Annotated in this window: 19 protein-coding genes and 1 pseudogene; 9 read left to right on the top strand and 11 right to left on the bottom strand. The window is 62.8% G+C overall.

The features are described 5' to 3' along the window. Positions 1-3: 3 nt before the first annotated feature. Together C4J94_RS15725 and C4J94_RS15720 are read right to left on the bottom strand one after the other, a co-directional pair. On the bottom strand, positions 4-2,145 hold the full coding sequence (locus tag C4J94_RS15725) for a TonB-dependent siderophore receptor (RefSeq protein WP_124387027.1): 2,142 nt from the start codon (positions 2,143-2,145) through the stop codon (positions 4-6). A 113-nt stretch (positions 2,146-2,258) separates the two neighbouring features. Next, on the bottom strand, positions 2,259-3,158 hold the full coding sequence (locus tag C4J94_RS15720) for a helix-turn-helix domain-containing protein (RefSeq protein ID WP_124387026.1): 900 nt from the start codon (positions 3,156-3,158) through the stop codon (positions 2,259-2,261). Positions 3,159-3,296: 138 nt separating this feature from the next. On the opposite strand from C4J94_RS15720, the gene C4J94_RS15715 reads away from it, so the two are divergent. From C4J94_RS15715 to C4J94_RS15705, 3 genes are read left to right on the top strand one after another with little or no spacing between them, the layout of a single operon-like run. Further along, positions 3,297-4,655, top strand: a complete 1,359-nt coding sequence (locus C4J94_RS15715) for a glutamine synthetase family protein (RefSeq protein ID WP_124387025.1) — start codon at positions 3,297-3,299, stop codon at positions 4,653-4,655. 24 nt (positions 4,656-4,679) lie between these two features. Further along, entirely contained in the window at positions 4,680-5,768 is a 1,089-nt protein-coding gene (locus C4J94_RS15710; protein ID WP_124387024.1) for a polyamine ABC transporter substrate-binding protein, read from the top strand. Next, positions 5,765-7,057, top strand: a complete 1,293-nt coding sequence (locus tag C4J94_RS15705; protein ID WP_124387023.1) for an FAD-binding oxidoreductase — start codon at positions 5,765-5,767, stop codon at positions 7,055-7,057. The genes C4J94_RS15710 and C4J94_RS15705 overlap by 4 nt, the downstream gene beginning before the upstream one ends. 81 nt (positions 7,058-7,138) lie before the next feature. Here the strand turns inward: C4J94_RS15705 and C4J94_RS15700 are convergent, their stop codons facing one another. Continuing rightward, positions 7,139-8,023 carry a LysR substrate-binding domain-containing protein gene (locus C4J94_RS15700; protein WP_124387022.1) on the bottom strand — a complete coding sequence of 295 codons (885 nt, stop codon included), beginning with the start codon at positions 8,021-8,023 and terminating at the stop codon, positions 7,139-7,141. A 115-nt stretch (positions 8,024-8,138) separates the two neighbouring features. On the opposite strand from C4J94_RS15700, the gene C4J94_RS15695 reads away from it, so the two are divergent. Genes C4J94_RS15695 through C4J94_RS15685 form a run of 3 tightly spaced genes read left to right on the top strand, consistent with a single transcriptional unit; the run spans position 8,139 to position 10,402 of the window. Then, positions 8,139-9,143 carry an aldo/keto reductase gene (locus C4J94_RS15695; protein ID WP_124387021.1) on the top strand — a complete coding sequence of 335 codons (1,005 nt, stop codon included), beginning with the start codon at positions 8,139-8,141 and terminating at the stop codon, positions 9,141-9,143. 18 nt (positions 9,144-9,161) lie between these two features. Next, positions 9,162-9,959 carry an SDR family NAD(P)-dependent oxidoreductase gene (locus tag C4J94_RS15690; protein ID WP_124387020.1) on the top strand — a complete coding sequence of 266 codons (798 nt, stop codon included), beginning with the start codon at positions 9,162-9,164 and terminating at the stop codon, positions 9,957-9,959. 26 nt (positions 9,960-9,985) lie between these two features. After that, positions 9,986-10,402: an SRPBCC family protein gene (locus C4J94_RS15685; RefSeq protein ID WP_124387019.1), complete on the top strand. Its 417-nt coding sequence runs from the start codon at positions 9,986-9,988 to the stop codon at positions 10,400-10,402. 193 nt (positions 10,403-10,595) lie between these two features. Here the strand turns inward: C4J94_RS15685 and C4J94_RS15680 are convergent, their stop codons facing one another. Then, on the bottom strand, positions 10,596-11,105 hold the full coding sequence (locus tag C4J94_RS15680; protein ID WP_124387018.1) for an AAA family ATPase: 510 nt from the start codon (positions 11,103-11,105) through the stop codon (positions 10,596-10,598). A 155-nt stretch (positions 11,106-11,260) separates the two neighbouring features. Here C4J94_RS15680 and dapF point away from each other — a divergent pair. Further along, positions 11,261-11,641, top strand: a pseudogene (dapF, locus tag C4J94_RS15675) (diaminopimelate epimerase); the annotation flags it as partial. Here the strand turns inward: dapF and C4J94_RS15670 are convergent. Together C4J94_RS15670 and C4J94_RS15665 are read right to left on the bottom strand one after the other, a co-directional pair. Then, positions 11,613-12,773: a PAS domain-containing sensor histidine kinase gene (locus tag C4J94_RS15670; RefSeq protein ID WP_124387017.1), complete on the bottom strand. Its 1,161-nt coding sequence runs from the start codon at positions 12,771-12,773 to the stop codon at positions 11,613-11,615. The pseudogene dapF and the gene C4J94_RS15670 sit on opposite strands and share 29 nt — an antisense overlap. Beyond that, positions 12,763-13,578 carry an alpha/beta fold hydrolase gene (locus C4J94_RS15665; RefSeq protein ID WP_124387016.1) on the bottom strand — a complete coding sequence of 272 codons (816 nt, stop codon included), beginning with the start codon at positions 13,576-13,578 and terminating at the stop codon, positions 12,763-12,765. The genes C4J94_RS15670 and C4J94_RS15665 overlap by 11 nt, the downstream gene beginning before the upstream one ends. Positions 13,579-13,709: 131 nt before the next feature. Between C4J94_RS15665 and C4J94_RS15660 the strand changes: the two genes are divergently transcribed. Further along, positions 13,710-14,909: a YgcG family protein gene (locus C4J94_RS15660; protein ID WP_124387015.1), complete on the top strand. Its 1,200-nt coding sequence runs from the start codon at positions 13,710-13,712 to the stop codon at positions 14,907-14,909. Positions 14,910-15,148: 239 nt separating this feature from the next. On the opposite strand, the gene C4J94_RS15655 is transcribed toward C4J94_RS15660, so the two are convergent. Further along, on the bottom strand, positions 15,149-16,564 hold the full coding sequence (locus tag C4J94_RS15655; protein WP_124387014.1) for a cytosine permease: 1,416 nt from the start codon (positions 16,562-16,564) through the stop codon (positions 15,149-15,151). Positions 16,565-16,815: 251 nt separating this feature from the next. On the opposite strand from C4J94_RS15655, the gene C4J94_RS15650 reads away from it, so the two are divergent. Continuing rightward, positions 16,816-17,727: a LysR substrate-binding domain-containing protein gene (locus C4J94_RS15650; RefSeq protein ID WP_124387013.1), complete on the top strand. Its 912-nt coding sequence runs from the start codon at positions 16,816-16,818 to the stop codon at positions 17,725-17,727. 119 nt (positions 17,728-17,846) lie between these two features. On the opposite strand, the gene argE is transcribed toward C4J94_RS15650, so the two are convergent. Genes argE through C4J94_RS15630 form a run of 4 tightly spaced genes read right to left on the bottom strand, consistent with a single transcriptional unit; the run spans position 17,847 to position 21,400 of the window. Further along, positions 17,847-18,992, bottom strand: coding sequence for an acetylornithine deacetylase (gene argE, locus C4J94_RS15645; RefSeq protein WP_124387012.1), 1,146 nt, complete (start codon positions 18,990-18,992; stop codon positions 17,847-17,849). Continuing rightward, positions 18,989-19,666, bottom strand: coding sequence for a DUF1028 domain-containing protein (locus C4J94_RS15640; protein ID WP_124387011.1), 678 nt, complete (start codon positions 19,664-19,666; stop codon positions 18,989-18,991). Before C4J94_RS15640 ends, argE begins: the two co-directional genes overlap by 4 nt. Before the next feature lie 11 nt (positions 19,667-19,677). After that, on the bottom strand, positions 19,678-20,088 hold the full coding sequence (locus tag C4J94_RS15635) for a RidA family protein (protein ID WP_124387010.1): 411 nt from the start codon (positions 20,086-20,088) through the stop codon (positions 19,678-19,680). 22 nt (positions 20,089-20,110) lie between these two features. Continuing rightward, entirely contained in the window at positions 20,111-21,400 is a 1,290-nt protein-coding gene (locus C4J94_RS15630; RefSeq protein WP_124387009.1) for an NAD(P)/FAD-dependent oxidoreductase, read from the bottom strand. Positions 21,401-21,475 lie beyond the last annotated feature (75 nt).

The following is a 21,475-nucleotide window of genomic DNA, read 5'->3' as shown; positions in this document are numbered from 1 at the left end:
ACCTTAGAAATTCACCGATGCACTCAGGCGCGCCGTCAGCGGTGCGCCCTGGAACAGGTAGTCATCGCCCATGTATTCGCCCGCGTCGCGCCAGTAGCGCTTGTCGAACAGGTTGTCGACGCTCAGGCGAAACACCGTTTCATAGCCATCGACTTTGGTGGTGTAGCGGCTGCCTACATTGACCACCGCATAATCGCCCACCTCCACATTGCCGCTGCGGTTGGCGTACTTTTTCGCGCTGTATTGCACGCCGCCGAGCACCGCCAGGCCATTGACCCACGGCAACGCATAATCAGCGTACGCACTGGCGCGCAGCGTGGGCACGTTGATCGCCTGGTGGCCCTCGTAGTCCGGCGTGCCGCTGCCCGTCACCCGTGCGCGAATGGCTGCCACGCTCGTGGCGATCTGCAGGCGCTCGGTGGCCCAGCCGTTGGCCGACAGTTCGACCCCGGTGTTTTTCTGCTGGCCCTGTTGCACGTAGTTGAACCCACCGTCTTCGGGCTTCGCGTACTGATAGGCCTGGCGTGTCTGGAACACGGCGGCGGCGAAACTGATGCGCCGCCAGTCGTATTTCACCCCGGCTTCGATTTGCCGTGAGGTGGTGGGTGCCAGGGTTTCGCTGCTGTTGGTGGCAAACCACGGTGCCGTGCCGCCCAGGGACAAGCCTTTGCTGTAGCTGGTGTACAGCGAGACATTGTCCACCGGTTTATAGATCAACGACGCCTGGGGCAGGAATACATACCGTTGGGTGTGGCGCGCTTCGGTGCCGTCTTTGTCGTAGGCCTTTTCATCCAGACGCACTTCGCGCCCGCCGAGGAGCGTTTGCCACTGCTCGTTGAAACGAATGCGGTCGGTGACAAACACGCCGTATTGGCGACTGTCGAGGTTGCGATGGCTATCGTTCAACGGCTTGTCGGTGGGCGTGAAGCTCGGTGGGTCCTGGTGGATGTTGCCGCTGCCGATGTACTCGTTGACCGAGTCACGCTTGTCGATCACCCGGCGAAACGCGCTGGTACCAAAGGTCAGTTCATGGCCCAGGCCGGCAGTGTCGAACAGGCCGGTCATGGCGGCCTGGACTTCATCATCACGGCGAGTGTCGTCGGGGCTGCGGTAGTCGTAGATGCCGTAGTCGCCCTCCGGCGTGAAGTAATTGCCCACGCCATTGGTATCGCCACCCCAGGCAAACGCGCTGTAATCATCGATCACCACCTTGCTGCGCGCCGCGCTGACAGTGCCTTTCCACTGCTCGCTGAAGCGGTATTCGAACTTGCCGTTGAGGTTGAGCGAGTCGATGCCCACTTGCTTGGAGCCGGTCTGATGGCCGAGCAGCTTTTTCGGCGAGGCGTCGTGGGGTACCTCGGAACCGCCGAGCAATTGATAACCCGGCACCGAGCGCTGCTGTTTGTTCTGGTATTCGGCGTCCAGTTGCAGCACGGCGTCGGGGCTGATGTTCCAGTCGAAGGCCAGGGACACAAAATCGCGCTGACCGTTGGCGTGTTCTACGTAGGAATTGAGGTCTTCATGGGCGACGTTGGCGCGCAGGCCAAACTGCTGCTCACTGCCGAACCAGCCGCCGATATCGGTGGCGACATAACCGCTGCCGCGATCATCGGTGGACACCGTCACCGAGCGCACGTCCTCGGGGCGCTTGGTCACGTAGTTGATCACGCCGCTGGGCTCGGAGATGCCGCTTTGCAAGCCGGCCAAGCCCTTGAGCACTTCCACCTGTTGCTTGTTTTCCAGGGCGACGTTCTGCTCGCCGGTGATGGTGCGCCCATTGATCTTGTAGCTGCTCGCCGCATTCAGCGAGAAGCCGCGCACCACGAAGTTTTCGTAGTAGCCGATGGGCGCGTAGCTGTCGCCGACTGAGGCGTCATTGCGCAGCACCTCACTGAGCAGGCGTGCCTGCTGGTCCTTGATCAGCGCGGCGTTGATCACGCTGATCGAGGCGGGCGTATCGAGCAGGGGCGCTTCATCGAAGCCACCGACCGAAGCGGTTTCGGTGCGATAGCCCGACTCGTCCTGGCCCTGGACGTTGACCGTCGGCAGTTCGATCTGCGCCGCCAGGCTGTTGCCGATGCCGCCACTGAGTAACAGGCCGAGGGCGAAACGTGAAGTGACGACGGGACGAAAACGCAAAACCATGGGGCAGGGCCTTAAAGCGCTGGGCGGGGGGCGCATAAGCTAGGGGCAAGTGCCGAGTTTTACAAGGTGTGCTCGATTCAATGTGGGAAAGAGGCTTGCCCCCTGCCACAGTGTTAACCGCGTTTTTTCAGCAGGGTTTCGCTGGGCAGTTCTTTGAACAGCGCGCGGTAGCTGTTGGAAAACCGGCCCAGGTGCCAGAACGACCAATTCATTGCCACCTCGGCCACGGTAGTGCCAGCGCACGCCAACAACTCCCGCCGCGCGCCATTCAATCGACGCAGGCGCAACCACTGCGCCGGGCTCATGCCGGTGTAGGTCTTGAACCCTTGCTGCAATTGGCGCAATGGCACGCCAGCGATCTGCGCCAGCTCCAACAGATTGACGGTTTCGTCCGGGGCATCCGCCGCCCATTCGCCGATGCGGGCCATCAACAGGCGCTCGGCGCCGCGTTTTTGCAGCGAACTGCGGTCCAGGCACACGCAGGCGTTGTCGAGGATGAACAGGCAGTCGTCGAGCAATTGCTGGGTGAGGGCGTCGCGGCTGGCCGGTTCGATCACGGCGGACAAGCGCGTGAGCGTGCCACTCAGCCACCGGGCAAACAGCGCGTTCTGCTGACTCGTCAGCGGGGCCATGAACAAGCCTTCGAGCCTGGCCATGTCCAGCCCGTGGCGCTGCACGAACTGCGGGCCGAACACCACGGCGGTCTCACGGTAGTTTTCCGGGGTGATCCAGGTATTTCGACTTTCGCCATTGAGCAGGTACAGCGCGTTGTCGCTGCCGTCGAAACAGAACGCCAGCGAACCCGGCGGGGCGTTGAAATGCTGCTCGACGCGGGTGTTCATGCTCTCTTCGTACACCTGCACGCCTTGCAGGTCGAGGTAGCGCACGCGTCCGGCAAAATGCCCGGGAGACATCTGCTGGTACTGCTGCACCCAACCGGGTGTCGCCTGGCATTGAGCGGCCACATCGCCGGTGGCGAAGGCCTGTACGCGCAAAGCGGTTGCCTGTGTCATGGGTGGTCCGTGCGCACTCTATTGGTGCGTTGTGTGGCGTACAAAGTGGATAGATGCGGTTTCAAGGCGGGCCCAAGATAGACCTCAATGCGTCGCCAGTACAAGCCTGTGCGGCATCCTACCCAAGACGAGGTCCTTATGAACGCCCCCTTCGATCAGCTCTCCCTCTGGCTGAAAGAACACAAGATCACCGAAGTCGAATGCGTGATCAGTGACTTGACTGGCATCGCACGCGGCAAGATTGCGCCCACCAACAAGTTCCTGCATGAGCGAGGCATGCGCCTGCCGGAAAGTGTGCTGCTGCAAACGGTGACCGGGGACTTTGTCGACGACGAGGTCTACTACGACCTGCTTGACCCGGCCGATATCGATATGATCTGCCGCCCGGTGGCCAACGCCACCTACGTGGTGCCGTGGGCCATCGAACCTACCGCCATCGTGATCCACGACACCTTCGACAAGCAGGGCAACCCGATCGAATTGTCGCCGCGCAACGTGCTGAAAAAAGTCCTGCAGCTCTACACCGAGCAAGGCTGGCAGCCGATTGTCGCGCCGGAAATGGAGTTCTACCTGACCCAGCGCTGCGAAGACCCGGACCTGCCGCTGAAAACCCCGATTGGCCGCTCCGGCCGCGCCGAAACCGGGCGCCAGTCATTCTCCATCGACGCCGCCAACGAATTCGACCCGCTGTTCGAAGACGTCTACGACTGGTGCGAAGCCCAGGGCCTGGACCTCGATACGCTGATCCACGAAGACGGCCCGGCGCAGATGGAAATCAACTTCCGTCACGGCGACGCACTGGACCTGGCCGACCAGATCACCGTGTTCAAACGCACCCTGCGCGAAGCCGCGCTCAAACACAACGTGGCCGCCACCTTCATGGCCAAACCGGTGGCCGACGAGCCCGGCAGCGCCATGCACCTGCACCAGAGCGTGGTCGATATCGCCACCGGCAAACCGGTGTTCGTCGACGCCGACGGCAAGATGAGCCAGCTGTTTTTGCATCACATCGGTGGCCTGCAAAAATACATTCCCAAGCTACTGCCAATGTTCGCGCCCAACGTGAATTCGTTCCGGCGCTTTCTGCCGGACACCTCCGCACCGGTCAACGTCGAATGGGGCGAAGAAAACCGCACCGTCGGCCTGCGCGTGCCCACCTCCAGCCCCGACGCGATGCGCGTGGAAAACCGTTTGCCGGGGGCCGATGCCAACCCGTACCTGGCGATTGCCGCGAGCCTGTTGTGCGGCTACCTGGGCATGATCGAGCGGATCGAACCCAGCGCCCCGGTTGAAGGGCGCGCCTATGAGCGTCGCAATTTGCGCCTGCCGTTCACCCTCGAAGACGCGCTGGCACGCATGGAGGACTGCGCCACGGTCAAGCAGTACCTGGGTGACAAGTTCGTGCGCGGCTACGTGGCGGTCAAGCGCGCCGAACACGAAAACTTCAAGCGTGTGATCAGTTCCTGGGAGCGCGAATTCCTGCTGTTGAGCGTCTGAAAACCATCATAACGAGGTGTGGATATGCGTGTTGTGAGCAAACTTCTTCCGCTGGCCCTGCTGGCGGCGTTCAGCGGTGCCGGCCAGGCTGCATCAACGGTCAGCGTCTACAACTGGACCGATTACATTGGCGAGACCACCCTGGCGGACTTCCAGGCCAGCACGGGTATCAAGGTGGTCTACGACGTGTTCGACTCCAACGAAACCCTGGAAGGCAAGTTGCTCGCGGGGCGTACCGGCTATGACGTGGTGGTGCCGTCCAACCACTTCCTGGCGCGCCAGGTAAAAGCCGGCGCATTCCTCACGCTCGACCGCGCGCAACTGCCCAATTTCAAGAACCTGGACCCGAGGCTGCTCAAATTGCTCGAGCAGAATGACCCGGCCAACGCGCACTCGGTGCCGTACCTGTGGGGCACCAACGGCATCGGTTACAACGTCGACAAGGTCAAGCAAGTGCTGGGCATCGACCGCATCGATTCCTGGGCTGTGCTGTTCGAGCCCGACAACCTCAAGAAGCTGCACGAGTGTGGCGTGGCCTTCCTCGACTCGGCCGATGAGTTGTTTCCGGCAGTGCTCAACTACCTGGGCAAAGACCCGCGCAGCGAGAACCCCGAAGACTACAAACTCGCCGAGGCCAAGCTGCTGACGCTGCGGCCGTACATCACCTATTTCCATTCCTCCAAGTACATTTCGGACCTGGCCAACGGCAATATCTGCGTGGCGTTCGGTTATTCCGGCGATGTGTTCCAGGCGGCCAACCGCGCCAAGGAAGCCAAGAACGGCGTCAACATCGCCTATTCGATTCCCAAGGAAGGCTCCAACCTGTGGTTCGACCTGTTGGCGATCCCGGCCGACGCGAGCAACCCCAAACAAGCCCACGCCTTCATCAACTACCTGCTCGAGCCCGAGGTGATCGCCAAGGTCAGCGCCTCGGTGGGTTACGCCAACGCCAACCCGGCGGCCAAGCCTTTCATGGCCCCGGAACTGGTGAACGACCCCGAGGTGTACCCGCCCCAGGCCGTGCTCGACAAACTCTACATTTCCACCACGCCGACCCCGGCGACCATGCGCGTGATGACCCGCGCCTGGAGCAAAGTGAAGTCCAACCGATGATGCAGCCCAACGACCACGCCCAGTCCTATTACCGCGCATCGGCCCACGCGATACCGGAGCGGTCGGCACTGGATGCCGACCTGAGCGCCGACGTGTGTGTGATCGGCGGCGGTTTTACCGGAGTCAACACCGCCATAGAACTGGCCCAGCGCGGGCTCTCGGTGATCCTGCTCGAAGCGCGCCGCATCGGCTGGGGCGCCAGTGGACGCAACGGCGGGCAGTTGATTCGCGGCATCGGCCATGACGTGTCAGGCTTTGCCAAACATGTAGGCGAGGAGGGCGTGCGTTATCTGGAACGCGCCGGCATCGACTCGGTGGCGCTGGTGGGCGAACGCATCCGTGAGCACGGCATCGACTGCGATCTGCGTTGGGGGTTTTGCGAACTGGCCAATACCCCCGCGCAGTTCCAGGCTTTCAAGGGTGAACAGGATCACTTGGCGGCGTTGGGATACGCCCACGAAACCCGCCTTGTCGGCCCGCAGGATATGCCGCAGGTGGTGGACTCGACGGTGTACGCCGGAGGCTTGATCGACATGGGGTCCGGTCACCTGCATCCGCTCAACCTGGTGCTGGGCGAGGCGCGTGTGGCTGAATCCCTCGGGGTGCGCATCTTCGAGCAGACCCAGGTGCTGGAGCTGATCCACGGCGACAGCGTACAAGTGCGCTGCGCTGGCGGCACGGTGCGCGCGGCCAGCCTGGTGCTGGCCTGCAACGCCCATCTGGAAGACCTGGAACCGCGCCTGAGCGGCAAGGTGCTGCCGGCGGGCAGCTACATCATTGCCACCGAACCGTTATCGGAGGCGGTGGCCCATCAGTTGATCCCACACAACCTGGCGCTGTGCGACCAGAAAGTCGGGCTGGACTACTACCGGCTGACCGCCGACCGCCGCCTGCTGTTCGGCGGCGCCTGCCATTACTCGGGGCGCGATCCCCAGGACATTGCCGCGTATATGCGGCCGAAGATGCTCAAGGTATTCCCCCAGTTGGCCAACACCCGGATCGAATTCCAGTGGGGCGGCAAGATCGGCATCACGGCCAACCGTTTTCCTCAGGTCGGGCGGCTCAAGCAGTACCCGAATGTGTTCTATGCCCAGGGTTATTCCGGTCACGGGCTGAACGTGACCCACTGGTGCGCGCGGTTGCTGGCCGAAGGCATTCATACCGGTGTCAGCCAGGGCCTGGACGTGTTCAGCCAGGTGCCGCACATGACCTTTCCAGGCGGCAAGGCGTTGCGCTCGCCGCTGCTGGCGCTGGGGATGTTGTGGTATCGGTTGCGGGAGATGCTCTGATTACACGGGCTCTGCCTGTGGCAGTGATCCAAATGTGGGAGGGGGCAAGCCCCCTCCCACATTTGAACCGCGGAGCATCAGTTATTCAGTCAGCACCTTACGAAACGTCTCCACCAACGGCCGCAGGTTGATCCGGTGCCAGGCCGCCCAGAGCGGGGCGGTGTAGCTCAGCCAGGGCAGTTCGCGCAGTACCACGCCCGGTGGTGCGTTGCGGCTCAGGCCTTTTTGCACCATTGCCACGCCCAGGCCGGAGGCGACCAGGCCCAGGGCGGTGAAGGGTTCGCTGGCTTCCATGGGGATCTGTGGGGTGAAGCCGGCCCGGATGCACGCGGCGACGAAGTCGTCAGCCGGGTTGGCGCCGGGTTTGCGCTGTACGCCGATCCATTGTTGCTCGGCCAGGTGCTCGGGCAATAACTCGCGCTGTTGGGTCAGCGGGTGATGTTCGGGCAAGGCCAGCAGCATCGGGTCATCGAGCACCTGCCGGGCGGTCAGGTCTGGGTCGTCGGCCGTCGGCGGCTCGCCCACCAGGGCCACGTCCAGGCTGCGTTGGCGCAGGCCTTCCAACTGTTCGAGGGAGGGCAAGTTATACAGCTTGATATGCACGTTGGGCCGGTCATCGCGCAGCACGCGCAGGGCGTTGGGCAGCACACCGGCGTGCATGGCGTTCTCGATATAACCGATGCACAAGCCGCCTTCTTCACCCCGACCCAGGCGCTTGCCCAGGGATTCCAGGCGGCTGGCGTGGGTCAGCAACGCCCTGGTTTCGGCGAGAAATGTCTGGCCGTCGCGGGTCAGGCGGATACGTTGCTGGCTGCGTTCGAACAGCGTCAGGCCCAGGCGCTCTTCAAGCTGGGCGATCTGCCGGCTCAACGGCGACTGGGAGATGTGCAGGCGCTCGGCGGCGCGGCCGACGTGTTGTTCTTCGGCGACCACTTCGAAGTAGCGCAGTTGGCGTAGATCAATCATGTAAGACCTATCGGGACTCAAGTTGGTCGCAGTATGTCTTGGACGGTCTGATCAAGGCAATCTAGGATCTGCTCAACGGTCATCGCGACCCTTTGAACCGATTGAGGAAGCCATCATGAGCTTGAAAGACAAACTGCCCGGCGTACTGGGCTTTGGTACCGCACCGCTGGGCAATATGTTCCGCGCCATCCCCGAAGACGAAGCCCAGGCCACCGTCGAGGCTGCCTGGAATAACGGCGTGCGTTATTTCGATACCGCACCGTTCTACGGGTCGGGGCTGTCGGAAATCCGCCTGGGCCGCGCCTTGGCCCGCTACAACCGCGACGACTACGTGCTCAGCACCAAGGTCGGCCGGGTGATCCTCGACGAAGTCGAAAACACTGCCCGTGACCTGGGCGAGAAAAGCGGTGTGTTCGAACACGGACGCCCGAACAAAATGCTCAATGACTACAGCGCCGATGCCACCTTGCGCTCGATCGAAGACAGCCTTGAGCGCCTGCAAACCGACCGCCTGGACATCGTGTGGGTGCACGACATTGCCCAGGATTTCTACGGCGACCAGTGGCTGGAGTACTTCAACCAGGCCCGTACCGGCGCTTTCAAGGTGCTGACGCGTTTGCGCGAGGAAGGCGTGATCAAGGCCTGGGGCCTGGGGGTGAACCGCGTCGAACCCTGTGAGTTGACGCTGGACCTGGCCGAAGCCCAGCCCGACGGCTTTCTGCTGGCCGGCCGCTACACGCTGCTGGACCACGACCGCGCCTTGCAGCGCCTGATGGACGCCGCCCTTGCACAGCACGTCGAGATCGTGGTCGGTGGCCCCTACAGCTCCGGCATCCTTGCCGGGGGCGCGCACTTTGAATACCAGCAGGCCAGCCCGGCGATCATCCGCAAGGTCGAGCAGATCAAGGCGATTGCCCAGGCGTTTGGCGTCAGCGTCAAGGCGGCTGCGCTACAGTTTTCCCTGACACACCCGGCCGTGGCGGCGGTGATTCCCGGTGCCAGTCGTCCGGGGCGTATTGCCGAAGACGTGGCGGCGTTGTCAGAGCAGATTCCAGCAGCCTTCTGGCAGGCGTTGCGCGATGCGCAGTTGATTTCGCTGCGCGCGCCTCTGCCGCTTTAACTTTGGGAGTTCAGAAACATGAAAATCGATGTGAGCGGCAAAGTAGCCATTGTCAGCGGTAGCACGGCCGGGATCGGCCTGGGCATCAGCCAGGCCCTGGCGCAATCGGGCGCCACTGTGGTGGTGATCGGGCGGGACAGCGGCAAAGTCGACGCGGCCCTGGCCAGCATTCGCCAGACGGTGCCGGGCGCCGATCTGCGCGGGCTGGTGGCCGATCTGGGCACGGCCGAAGGCGCCGAGAAATTGTTCGCCGCCGAACCCCGCGCCGACATCCTAGTCAACAACCTGGGCATCTTCAACGATGTAGATTTCTTCGAGGCGCCGGACAGCGAGTGGGCGCGTTTCTATGAGGTCAACGTGATCTCCGGCGTGCGCCTGGCGCGGCATTACGTGCCGGGCATGGTCGAGGGGGGCTGGGGGCGGGTGATCTTTGTGTCGTCTGAATCCGGCGTGGCGACGCCAGCGGACATGATCAACTACGGCGTGACCAAAAGCGCCAATCTGGCGGTGTCCCATGGCCTGGCCAAGCGCCTGGCGGGTACCGGTGTGACGGTCAATGCGATCCTGCCGGGGCCGACCTTTACCGATGGCCTCGAGCACATGCTCAAGGACGCCACGCAGCAATCCGGGCGTAGCGCGCGGGAGGAGGCCGATGTGTTCGTGCGCAAGGCGCGGCCTACTTCGATCATCCAGCGCGCGGCGAATGTGGATGAAGTGGCCAACCTGGTGGCGTACATTGCTTCACCGCTGTCATCCGCCACCACCGGCGCCGCGCTGCGGGTCGACGGTGGTGTGGTCGACAGCATGGCGATCTGATTTTTCAATGATCTGGAGTATTTATTGTGGCAACAGCGTCTTCTGTGATTGAAATCCCTGCGTCGGCTGACCAGGTCTGGAAACTGATCGGCGGCTTCAACAGCCTGCCTGACTGGCTGCCCTTTATCGCCAAAAGCGAGCCAGGCGACGGCGGCCGCGTGCGGCACCTGCACACCGCCGATGGCGGCCAGATCGTCGAGCGCTTGCAGACCTTCGACAACGTGGCACGCACCTACAGCTATACGATTGAACAGTCGCCGTTTCCGGTGAGTGCTTATCTGGCGACCGTGCAGGTTGAAGCCTTGACGGATGCGTCGGCCAAAGTGACCTGGTCCGGGGTGTTCACACCGGCCGCAGGCACCACGGATGCAGCGGTGGAGACGCTGTTTACCGGCGTGTACAGCGATGGTCTTGCGGCGTTGCGCGCCAACTTCCCTGGCTGACGCCAACCCTCTGTGGGAGCTCACGAGCCCCAGCGAGGCAGCGAAAGCGGTGGTTCAGGCGACGAAGATGTTGACTGTGCTGCCGCCATCGCAGCCTCGCTGGGGCTCGACAACTCCCACATTTGAGCGGCGTTGCTGGTGATATTTGCGTTTGTCTCGATGGGCAAGGTAAGCCTGGAGCCCATCGATACAACTAATCGCTCACGCTCGACAGATGTACGCGGGTTGCTGTGATGGCCTCTGCGGCTGTGAGCTGCGCCGTATCGAGCATGAACGGCGGCTTATCCCACGCTTCATACTCATGCGCCAACACCGATTGCCACGTCGGCGGCAACAGTCCCGGAATATCGCCCTCACGGCTCTCTACTCTGCGCCGATGCTCCTGCTGGTCGGAACACACCACCTGAATATCAATCAGCTTCACGCCTGCCGCCAGCGCCACGGCCTGCCAAGCGTCGCGGCTCTCTCTTACCGGGTTCACGCAGTCTGCGACCACTTGCTGGCCCAAGCGCACATTGCTCAACGCCAGCGCATTGGCCACGCCATAGCCGCTGGCACCCACATCGCTCGCCAGCACCCCAGCCTCCCGCAGCGCTTGCTCGATCACATCGATGCGCAGGTAAACCGCGCCCACCTGCCGCGCCAGCTCCCTGGCAATCGTGGTCTTGCCGGTGCCGGGCAGGCCGCTGAATACGATAAGCATGGTCCATCTCCTCGCTTCTACGGGTGTTAGAGTGGGGTTGTTTCGTTCGACTACAGGACTGTCCATGACCTTGCCCTTCGTCAAGATGCACGCCCATGGCGACGACTTCATCATCATCGACCGCCGTGGCCAGGATAACCCGATCACGCCGCAGATCGCCCGCTGCCTGTGGCATGGGTAATCCGCACTGCACGTTTTTTGTCGAAGACATCGCCGCAGTCGATGTTGAAGCCCTGGGCCCCGCCCTGGAATATCACCCGCTGTTCCCGGCCAGGACCAATGTGCATTTTGTGCAAGTGCTCGGGCGTAACCGTATTCGCCTGCGGATCTGGGAACGTGGCGGTGGCGTGCCGTTGGGCTCCGGGTCGTGCTGCTGCGCGGCGGTGGTCAATGGTGTGCGACGCGGGCTGCTGGATGACAAGGTGGAGGTCGAGTGCGACGGCGGCACGCTGACGGTGCAGTGGGATGGGCAGGGCGGGGTGGTACTGACGGGGACTGTGGAGCCGATCATGCAGGGCGCGGCGTACTTGCCTTGAATTTCACACTGAAGGTGGTTCCGTGCGTCGCGCAGGAGTTCACCGCCACGTCGCCACCGTGCACTCTGGCCAGTTCGCGCACGATATACAGGCCCAAACCCACGCTACGCACATCGCTGCCCTGATGGGTGCCGCGGGTCATCGGTTCGAACAGCCCGGCCAGCAAGGCTTTGGGAATCGCCGCGCCGTAGTTGTGTACCGAGACTTCACTGCCTTCGGTGCCCAGGCGTGACGCGATGGTAATCGGTTGCTGCAGGTCGCCATAGGCCACGCTGTTGGCAACCAGATTGCCGATGATTTGCTGCACCCGGTCGGCATCCAGGCAAGCATCGCCATGGCCGTCGGCCAGATGCACCAGCGTGGCCTTGGGAAAGGCCACACGCAGTTCGTCCACGGCGCGCAAAATCACCTTGTGCAGATCCAGCGGCTGGGCCCTGATGGTGATGCCCTGGCCGACCCGGGCCTGGGTGAAGTCCAGCAGGTCGGCGATCATGCGCTGGGCGCGCTCGGATGATTGGCCGATATGCCCCAGCAACTGGTGTTCCTTGGGCGTGCGCTCGCCGCGTCGAAGAAAGTCCGAGGCCATGCGGATCGCGGTCAGCGGGTTTTTCAAGTCGTGGCTGACAATCGCCACCATCTGTTCAGCGAACAACGCGCGCTGCTGGGCAATGGCGTAGGCCTCGTTCAATTCGGCCTGGGCCTGGTGCAGCGCCTGTTCGGTGGCGGTTTTTTCCTGAAGCAGCGCTTCGGCCAGTTTGCGTGCGTTGAGCAGTTCGCGCTCGTACTTGTCGCGGTCGGTGGTGCCGAACAGTGCCAGGTCATAGACCGCGCCATCGGCCTGCTGGCGCTGGCTGGCATTGAGCAGCACGGTGACCTTGTGCCCGTCGCGGTGGCGGATGTCGAGCTTCACCTCGGTGACGCTGCCATGCATGCGCAGCATCGGCGCCAGATGGGTCTGGTAGAAAATCCGCCCGCCCATGGTCAGGAGGTCTTGAAAGCGCTGCCCGTGCAGTTGGGCCGCGCTGAGCCCGAGCCAGTCGCTCAAGCGCTGGTTGGCGTGCACAATCGTGCCGTCTTCGCGGGTTACCGCCAGGGCGCAGGCGGCGCTGTCGAACAGCGATTCAGCCGGCATTGACGGCGGCCCACGGCGCCAGGAACCGCTCCATCGCCGCCGCGCATGCCTTTGGCGCGCTCATGTGCGGGCAATGGCCGATGTTGTCCACCAGGTGATAGGTGCTGTTTGGCAGCACGGCATGCAGGTATTCGCCGACGAACACGGGGGCGATCAAGTCGTCGCTCGATTGCAGGATCAGGACGGGGGTGGTCAGGCCGATCACGTCGGCGCGGTTGTCCGAGAGGAAGGTCACCCGGGCAAATTGCTTGGCGATGTCGGGTTCGGTGCGGCAGAAACTCTCGGTCAGTTCGCTGCTCAGTTCAGGTTGCCCAGGGGCGCCCATGATCACCGGGGCCATGCTGCTGGACCAGCCGAGGTAGTTGCTGTCGAGGGTGTCGAGCAGGTCTTCGATGTCGTCGCGCTTGAAACCGCCGACATAGCCTTCGGTGTCGATATAGCGCGGCGATGGGCCAATCATCACGTGCGCCGCGACCCGCCCCGGCGCGAAGCGGTCGGCGAGGGTGCCGATCATTGCGCTGACCGAGTGCCCCACCAGAATCACCGGGCCTTCGGCGTAGCTGTCGATCAGCTCGTTGAGGTCGCGGGCGTAACCCTCCAGCGTGCTGTATTTGGCTGTGTCGTAGGCGCCAAGGTCAGACAGGCCGGCGCCCACCAAGTCATACAGCACCACGCGAAAACGCTTGAGAAAATGGGGCACCAGGGAATTCCACATTGCCTGGTTGCAGCCAAAGCCATGGGAAAACACCAGGGTCGAAGAGCCGTTGCCCATCACACTGACGTTATTGCGGTGATGTAGATCCATGGCGTTCTCGTAGAGGGTTTATTGCTAGGCAGCGTAGCGGCAGTTTAGAGAGTCGCAGGCCCTGGGTCACGCGTTTGCGCGTAGATAGGGTAGAGTCGGCGCCTTCAGGAAGAAACTTCAGGTAACAATACATGATGCTGCTTTTACGGCAATCCGTCTTGAGCGTGCTGGCCCTGGTGTTTGCCAGCCTGTTGAGCAGCGCCCAGGCCGACACCTCGCCCATCGGCGTTGCACTCGACCAACGGGTCATCGACCTGACCAATACCCTCGACTCGGGCACCACCTCGCGTCTCAAGCAGCAACTGGCCGATCTTGAGCAGCGCAAAGGCGCGCAGGTTGCCGTATTGCTGGTGCCCGGCACGGGCGACGTCAGCATCGAAGACTATGCCAACCAACTGTTCCGCGCCTGGAAGCTGGGGCGCAAGGACGTCGACGACGGCATCCTGCTGGTGGTGGCCAAGAACGATCACACCCTGCGCATCGAGGTGGGCTACGGCCTGGAGGGCACGGTCACCGACCTGCTGGCCCATCGCATCATCGAAGAGCGCATCACGCCGGCGTTTCGTCAGGGCGACTTTGCTGGCGGGGTTCAACAGGGGGTCGACGCGCTGACCGTACTGGTGGACGGCGGCGACCTGCCGAAGGTGGCCGGGCCCGGAATCAATCCGCAATTTTTCGCGTTGCTGGCAGCGTTTGTCCTCGGTGGGCTCGTCGGCGTGTTGCTCGCGGCCGGCAAGTTGCACTGGCGCAAGGCAGTGATCGTCGTGGTGGCGGCTACGCTGTTGCTGACGCTGCTGGCGGGCGGGCGGGAATGGCCGATGTTTCTGTTCGTCATGCCGCTGACCCTGCTGATCGGCGGCGCCCTGTTCGGTGCCTTGTGGCAGGTCCGCACGCTCTTCTACTGCGTGATCGGGCTGCTGGTTTACATCCTCGGGTTGGTGGTGGCAGACCGGTATGTGGACGTCAGTTTTACCCATTGGCTGGCGTGGCCACTGGGTGTGCTGGCTGTGCTGGGGCTGTACCTGGTGCTGCTGCTGATCATGAGGCACACCTGGAGAACCAGCCGCACCGGTTTTGTCGTGCGGCTGCTGGCGTCGGTCGCCGTCTACGGGGTGGCCGGGTGTCTGCTGGATGACGGTCGCGACGGTTGGTTGCTGGCGTTTCCTATCGCGTCGTTTGTGGCGTTGCTGATTTTCGGCAAGGTGGGTGAGGGCTCGGGGTCAGGGTCTGATAGTGGGTCCGGTTCGGGTTCCAGCAGCTCCAGTTCCAGCAGCAGCTCGTCCGGTGGCGGGGGTTCCAGTGGCGGCGGTGGGGCGTCGGGGAGCTGGTGACACGCGCCGCTGCGGTTGCGGTCAGGCCTGCCTGACGTATGAAGATTCAATGTGGGAGGGGGCTTGCCCCCGATAGCGATGGACCAGTCACTGATGTGCTGAATGATCCGCCGCCACCGGGAGCAAGCCCCCTCCCACAGTTTGATAGAGCTCGGCTCTGGCTCTCTCGAAAACAAGAAACCCGCCAGAGCGGGTTTCTTCAGGTCAATCACGGCAAACGCATCCGCCACATCCTGGTATCAAATCCCACCCACCAACTTCCCCCCGTCCATGCGGCGCTTATACGCACTGTCCCGACTCGCGAGCCAGAAATACAACGGCGACGTGACCACCAACCCCACCACCCAGGACAAATCCGCCCCGTTGATGTGTTCCGAAATCGGCCCTACATACAATGGCGTGTTCATGAACGGAATCTGCACCGCGATCCCCACCGCATAAGCCAGCAGCGCTTGCGGGTTGTACTTGCCATAGATCCCGCCATCCACGCGAAAGATCGAAGCGATATCGTATTTGCCTTTATGGATCGCATAAAAGTCGATCAGGTTGATCGCCGTCCACGGCACCAGGACCACCAGCAACACCAGCACCATGTCGACGAAGTGGCCGATAAAGTCCTTGGAGGCAAACACCGCCGCAATCGAACAGGCGGCCAGCACGATGATGGAGATCACCGCGCGGCTTTTTGCCGTGGGTATCCAGCGGTAGGCGAAGGTTTGCACCAGGGTGATGATCGACAGCACCGCGCCGTACAGGTTGAGGGCGTTGTGGCTGATCACGCTGAGCAGGAACAGCACCAGCATCAGCGGGCCGATGGCGCCGGTGGCGAGCTTGACCGCGTCCATGGTGTCCATGCCTACCGGCGTGGCGAGCACGGCGACGGCGCCGAAGATGAAGGCCAGGCTCGAACCCAGCGCAGAGCCCAGGTAGGTGGTCCAGAAGGTGGCGGCGACAGGCACATCGGCCGGCAGGTAGCGCGAGTAATCCGAGACGTACGGCGCAAAGGCGATCTGCCACAGCGCAGCCAGGGAAACGGTGGCCAGCCAGCCGGAAATATTGAAGCTGCCGCGGGTCAGGAAATCAGTGGTCTGCACATGGGTGAAGATGTAGCCGAAGCCCAGCACAATGCCGGCGCCGAGTACCCAGGTGCCGATGCGGTTGAGCACATGGATGAAGCGATAGCCGATGATGCCGATGATGCCGGAACCGATGGCACCGACCACGATGCCGACGGGCACCGGTACTGCATCCACCACGCCATGCAGGGATTTACCGGCCAGCACGATGTTGGAGGCGAAGAAGCCGATGTACATCACACCGGCAATCACCACCACCAGCAGTGCGCCAAGGGAGCCGAACTGCGCGCGGCTCTGGATCATTTGCGGAATGCCCATTTGCGGGCCTTGCGCCGAGTGCAGGGCCATCAACACACCGCCGACCAAGTGGCCAACGAGGATGGCGACGATGCCCCACACCAGGTTGAGGTGAAACAACTGCACCCCCAATGCGCCGGTCACGATCGGCAACGGCGCGATGTTGCCGCCGAACCACAGGGTGAACAGGTCTCTTACCTTTCCATGGCGATCTTCCGGGGGCACGTATCCAATCGTGTGTTTTTCGATAAGCGGGGCGCAGGATGTTGCAGTGGTGACCATGACGAGCTCCAAGGCAAGGTGAGTACGTTGACGTACTTCGCTGTGCGCAGCCAGGGCCGCGCTTTGTTGTTGGAGTGATCATCTGCAATGGACACGGGCAGGTAAATTAGTAAGTTTGTTGCTATAGACCTTAAAAAAAGTATCTCGCGGCGATTTTTGCTCCGGTATGTTGCATGGGCTGGAATCGATGAAAAAAGCCGGACTTTCTTGCACATGTTTGGGGCAAAATCCCCTGTTTTCCGGAGGCCGTGATGGCTGCCTACAACCTGCGCCAACTCAGATATTTCGTCACTACCGCCGAATGCGGCAGCGTCGCCGAGGCGTCGCGCAAGCTGTATATCGCCCAGCCGTCGGTTTCCACCGCCATCAAGCAGCTCGAAGACAGTTTTGGTGTGCAGCTGTTTATTCGCCATCACGCCCAGGGCGTGTCGCTGACCCCCAGCGGCGCGCGGTTTTATCGCAAGGCGCTGGAGCTGCTGCGGGTGGCCCATGAGTTCGAACAGAACGCCTTGGCCGACAATGATGTGGTGGCCGGGCAGATCGATATCGGCTGCTTTGAAACCGTGGCGCCGCTGTACCTGCCGCGTCTGATCGCCGGCTTCAAGGCGCGCTGGCCGGGGGTGGAAATCCGCATTCGCGACGGCGAGCAGCAGGAGCTGGTGCAGGCGCTGACCGCGGGCACCATCGATGTGGCGATGCTGTTCGAGCACGACCTGGGCGGCTCCATCGAGACCACGCCGTTGATGCCCCCGCAGCAGCCGTATGCGTTGCTGCCGGCGGACCACCGGTTTGCGCGCCAGGCCAGGGTATCGCTGGCCGACCTGGTGCTGGAGCCGATGATTCTGCTGGACGTGCTGCCGAGCCGGACCTACTTCGTGAGCATCTTCGAAGAGCGTGGCTTGACGCCGAACATCGTGTTCAGCTCACCGTCGATCGAGATGGTGCGAGGCATGGTGGGGCGAGGGTTCGGCTTTTCGATCCTGGTGACCAAGCCGTTCAGCGAGTACACCTATGATGGGCAGAAAGTGGTGTGTATTCCGCTGGCGGAAACCGTCACCGGCTCCGGCTTGTCGGCGGTGTGGCTCAAGCGCGCACCGCTGACCAAGCCGGTGCAGTTGTTCGTTGATTATTGTCGCGAAGAGCTGGCTCGATTGTTGGCCTGAATACAAGGCCAATGTGGGAGGGGGCTTGCCCCCGATTGGGGTGGTTCAGCCAATACATAAGTTGGCTGATACACCGCCATCGGGGGCAAGCCCCCTCCCACATTTGAGCTGTGGTGTATTCAGAGGCGGATCGAATCCAGCATCCGCCGCAACAGCGCATCGCAGCCTGCCAGCTGTTCCAGGCTCACAAACTCATCCGGCTTGTGCCCCTGCTCCATGCTGCCCGGCCCGCACACCACGGTGGGAATGCCCACGGCATCGAACAGCCCGCCCTCCGTGCCAAACGCCACGGTGCCAAATTCGCGGGACCCGCAAAACGCCGCGATCAGTTCGGCGGCCTGGCTGCGTTCATCGGTGACCAACCCAGGGTAGGCCGACAGCTCGGTGAACCGAATCGAACTCTGCTTGCTCACCGCCTGCATGCGCGGCAGTACCTGCTGCAGGGCGTAGGCTTGCAGCGCTTCGGCCACTTCGCCGGGATCCATCGAGGGCAGGGCACGTACCTCAAAATCAAATTGGCAATCGGCCGGCACGATATTCAACGCCTTGCCGCCGCTGATCAGCCCGGTCTGCACGGTGCTGAAGGGCGGATCGAAGCGCGGGTCCTGATGTGCACGCAGCCCTTGGCCGATGCGCCCCAGCTCGCCGATCAACTCGGCAGCATGCTCAATCGCATTCACCCCGGACGGCGCATACGCCGAATGACAGGCCTCGCCCTGCACATCGCAGCGCATCGCCAACTTGCCCTTGTGGCCCAGCACCGGTTTGAGCTCGGTCGGCTCGCCGATGATGCACAGTATCGGTTTCACCGGGCGTTGCTCCAACAGACTGAGCAGCGAGCGTACACCGAGGCAGCCGACTTCTTCGTCGTAGGACAGCGCGATGTGCACCGGCAGGCGCAACGGCGCCTTGACCAGCTCCGGCACCAGCGCCAGCACGCAGGCGATGTAGCCTTTCATGTCGGCGGTGCCACGGCCGTACAGCTTGCCATCACGCTCGGTCAGCTGAAACGGCGGCAGCGTCCACGGCTGCCCATCCACCGGTACCACATCGGTATGCCCCGACAACACGATGCCGGGCAACTCCACCGGGCCGATGCTGGCAAACAGGTTGGCCTTGGTGCGCGCCTCGTTGTAGACCAGTTCGCTGGTCACGCCGAAGCCCGCCAGGTAATCGCGCACGAACTCGATCAACTGCAGGTTGGATTCGCGGCTGGTGGTGTCGAACCCCACCAGCGTCTGCAGCAACTCACGGCTGCGGCTCATCGATCGTCTCCGGCTACGCCGTAGCCTGGGGAGCGGTCGGGGGCGAGGGCGCGATCAATGTAGTCCTGCACCTGCGGGCGGTAGGCGTCCCACAGTGTTTGCAATTGGCCGATGGGCGCCTCATCGGCCCAGTCCACGCGCAAGTTGATGATCGGCCAGGTCAGGTCACCCACCACCACCAGCGCGGCGGAATGCACCGGGCCGGCTTCGCCACCGGCGGCGATGGCGGCATGCATCGCCGCCAGCAGGCGGTCCGCCAACTGGCCTTCGCCGTGTTCGAAGGCGCTGACCATCGCCTCGATCACCCCTCGCTCAGCAAGCATATTGCCGGCCGCCACGCATTGCTCACCCGACACGGCGTTGTGGGTGCCCAGGGTTTCGCTGCCGCTGAAATGCACGCTGCGGCCCAAGTGGTCTATCGCGGTCAATTGCCGGTATTGGCTGTAACCGTTGCGGGTCAAGGCGCTGTCGATGGCCTCGGCCGGCGTGAGGCCTTGCTCCAGCAGGTCGAGCACGTCCGGGCCAAGGGCCGGCAGCGTGATGTTCTGGGTGGACACCGCGCCCACACCGGGGCGCAACCATGGGCAACGGGCACCCACGGCGATGCTCGATGAACTGATGGCGATGCCCAGTTGGCCGGTGTCGGCGCAGCGACCCACGATTGAAAAAGTCATGGCTTGCCTCCTTACTCTGGAATAACTGCGATCACATCGATCTCCATCAGCCACTGCGGCTGGCCCAACGCCGACACCACCAACCCGGTGGAGATCGGGAACACACCCTTGAGCCACTTGCCGACTTCCTGGTACACCGGCTCGCGGTAGCGCGGATCGATCAGGTAGGTGGTGGTCTTGACGATATGGCTTAAGTCGCTGCCGGCTTCTTCCAGCAGTTGCTTGACGTTTCTCATCGCCTGTTCGGCCTGGGCACGGGGGTCGCCCAGGCCGATCAGGTGACCGTCAAAATCGGTGCCGACCTGGCCGCGTACATACACGGTATTGCCGGCGCGCACGGCCTGGCACAGGTCGTTGTCCAGGCTCTGGTTGGGGTAGGTTTCTTTGGTGTTGAACATGCGGATGCGGGTGTGCGTAGGCATCGAAAAAACTCCGGCAAGGGGATCAGGCGCTGACAGGGGACGGGCGAGCCACCGGGGCGGCTTCGCGGTACTCAAGGTATTGACGCTGGATGGCGATATGGTCGGCGACGTACTTGGCGTCGTGCCACACGCCCCAGATAAACGACGAACCACGGCGCGACTGCCAGGGCAGGCCGAGGAAATAGATCCCGGCTTCGCTGGCGACGCCACGCTGGTGCCGGGGCTTGCCGGCTGCGTCAAAGGCGTCCACCTTGAGCCAGCTGTAGTCCACGGCAAACCCGGTGGCCCAGATGATCGAGGTGATGCCGGCCTGGGCCAGGTCCAGTTCCAGGATCGGATGCTTGATGCAGTCGGCATCCGGGAATACGCGGCGCGCTTCAGGCTCCGGGGGCAGGTCGAGGCCGTTGCGTTCGATGTAGGCGTCGGCCGCATCCAGCAGGGCCAGGTAGTTTTCATCCCCGCGGGCCAGATTCTCCACCAGGTTGGGTTGGAACGTGGCGACGCTGCCGTTAAACGCCTGGGTGAGGCCGACCAGGGTCATGCCTTGCTGGGCCAGCTCACGAAAATCGATGGTCTTGCCGCCGTGGGCACCACTCACTGCGATGGTCACGTGCTCGCGGCCGGGTTTCATCGCGGCCTGGTCCCATTCGCCCAACACCCCCAGCCACCAGCAGAAGTCGCGGTTTCGATAGGCGCGCGGCGGGCGGTCGTGGGCACCCACCGACAGGTACACCTGGCGACCGCTGCGTTGCAGTTCATCGGCGATCTGTACCCCGGAAGAGCCCGCACCCACTACCAGCACGGCGCCTGCCGGCAGTTGCGCGGGGTTGCGGTAGTCGGCGGAATGGATCTGGTACAGCGCGGTGTCTTTCGGCGCAATCGCCGGAATCACCGGCTTCTGGAACGGCCCGGTGGCGGCCACCACGCGATTGGCTTCGATCACGCCTTCGCTGGTGTGTACGGTAAAGCCTGGCCGACCTTCGTTGCGCACCACCGAAGTGACTTCCACGCCTGTGCGAATTGGCGCATTGAACTTGCGTGCATAGGCTTCAAAGTAGTCCGCCACGCGCTCCTTCGGCGCAAAGCCATCGGGCGCCACATCATCGAATTGCAGGCCCGGAAACCGGTCATGCCAGGCTGGCCCGTTGGCCACCAGCGAGTCCCAGCGCCCGGTGCGCCAGCGCTCGGCGATCCGGCTGCGTTCCAGCACCAGGTGCGGCACGCCGAGCTTGCTCAAGTGCTCGCTCATGGCCACGCCGGCCTGGCCGGCGCCCACCACCAGGGTGTCTGTTTTTGTTATTGATTCAGTCATGTGTTTGTCCTTGCGTCATGCAGTTGGATTCAACGTGGGCATGGCTTCAAGGCTAGGGGGAGGGTGGTTTTTAAT

Source organism: Pseudomonas sp. R5-89-07, from assembly GCF_003851685.1.
Taxonomy (GTDB): domain Bacteria; phylum Pseudomonadota; class Gammaproteobacteria; order Pseudomonadales; family Pseudomonadaceae; genus Aquipseudomonas.
The sequence above is the reverse complement of the archived record's forward strand: the minus strand, read 5'-3'. Positions and strand labels throughout refer to the sequence as shown.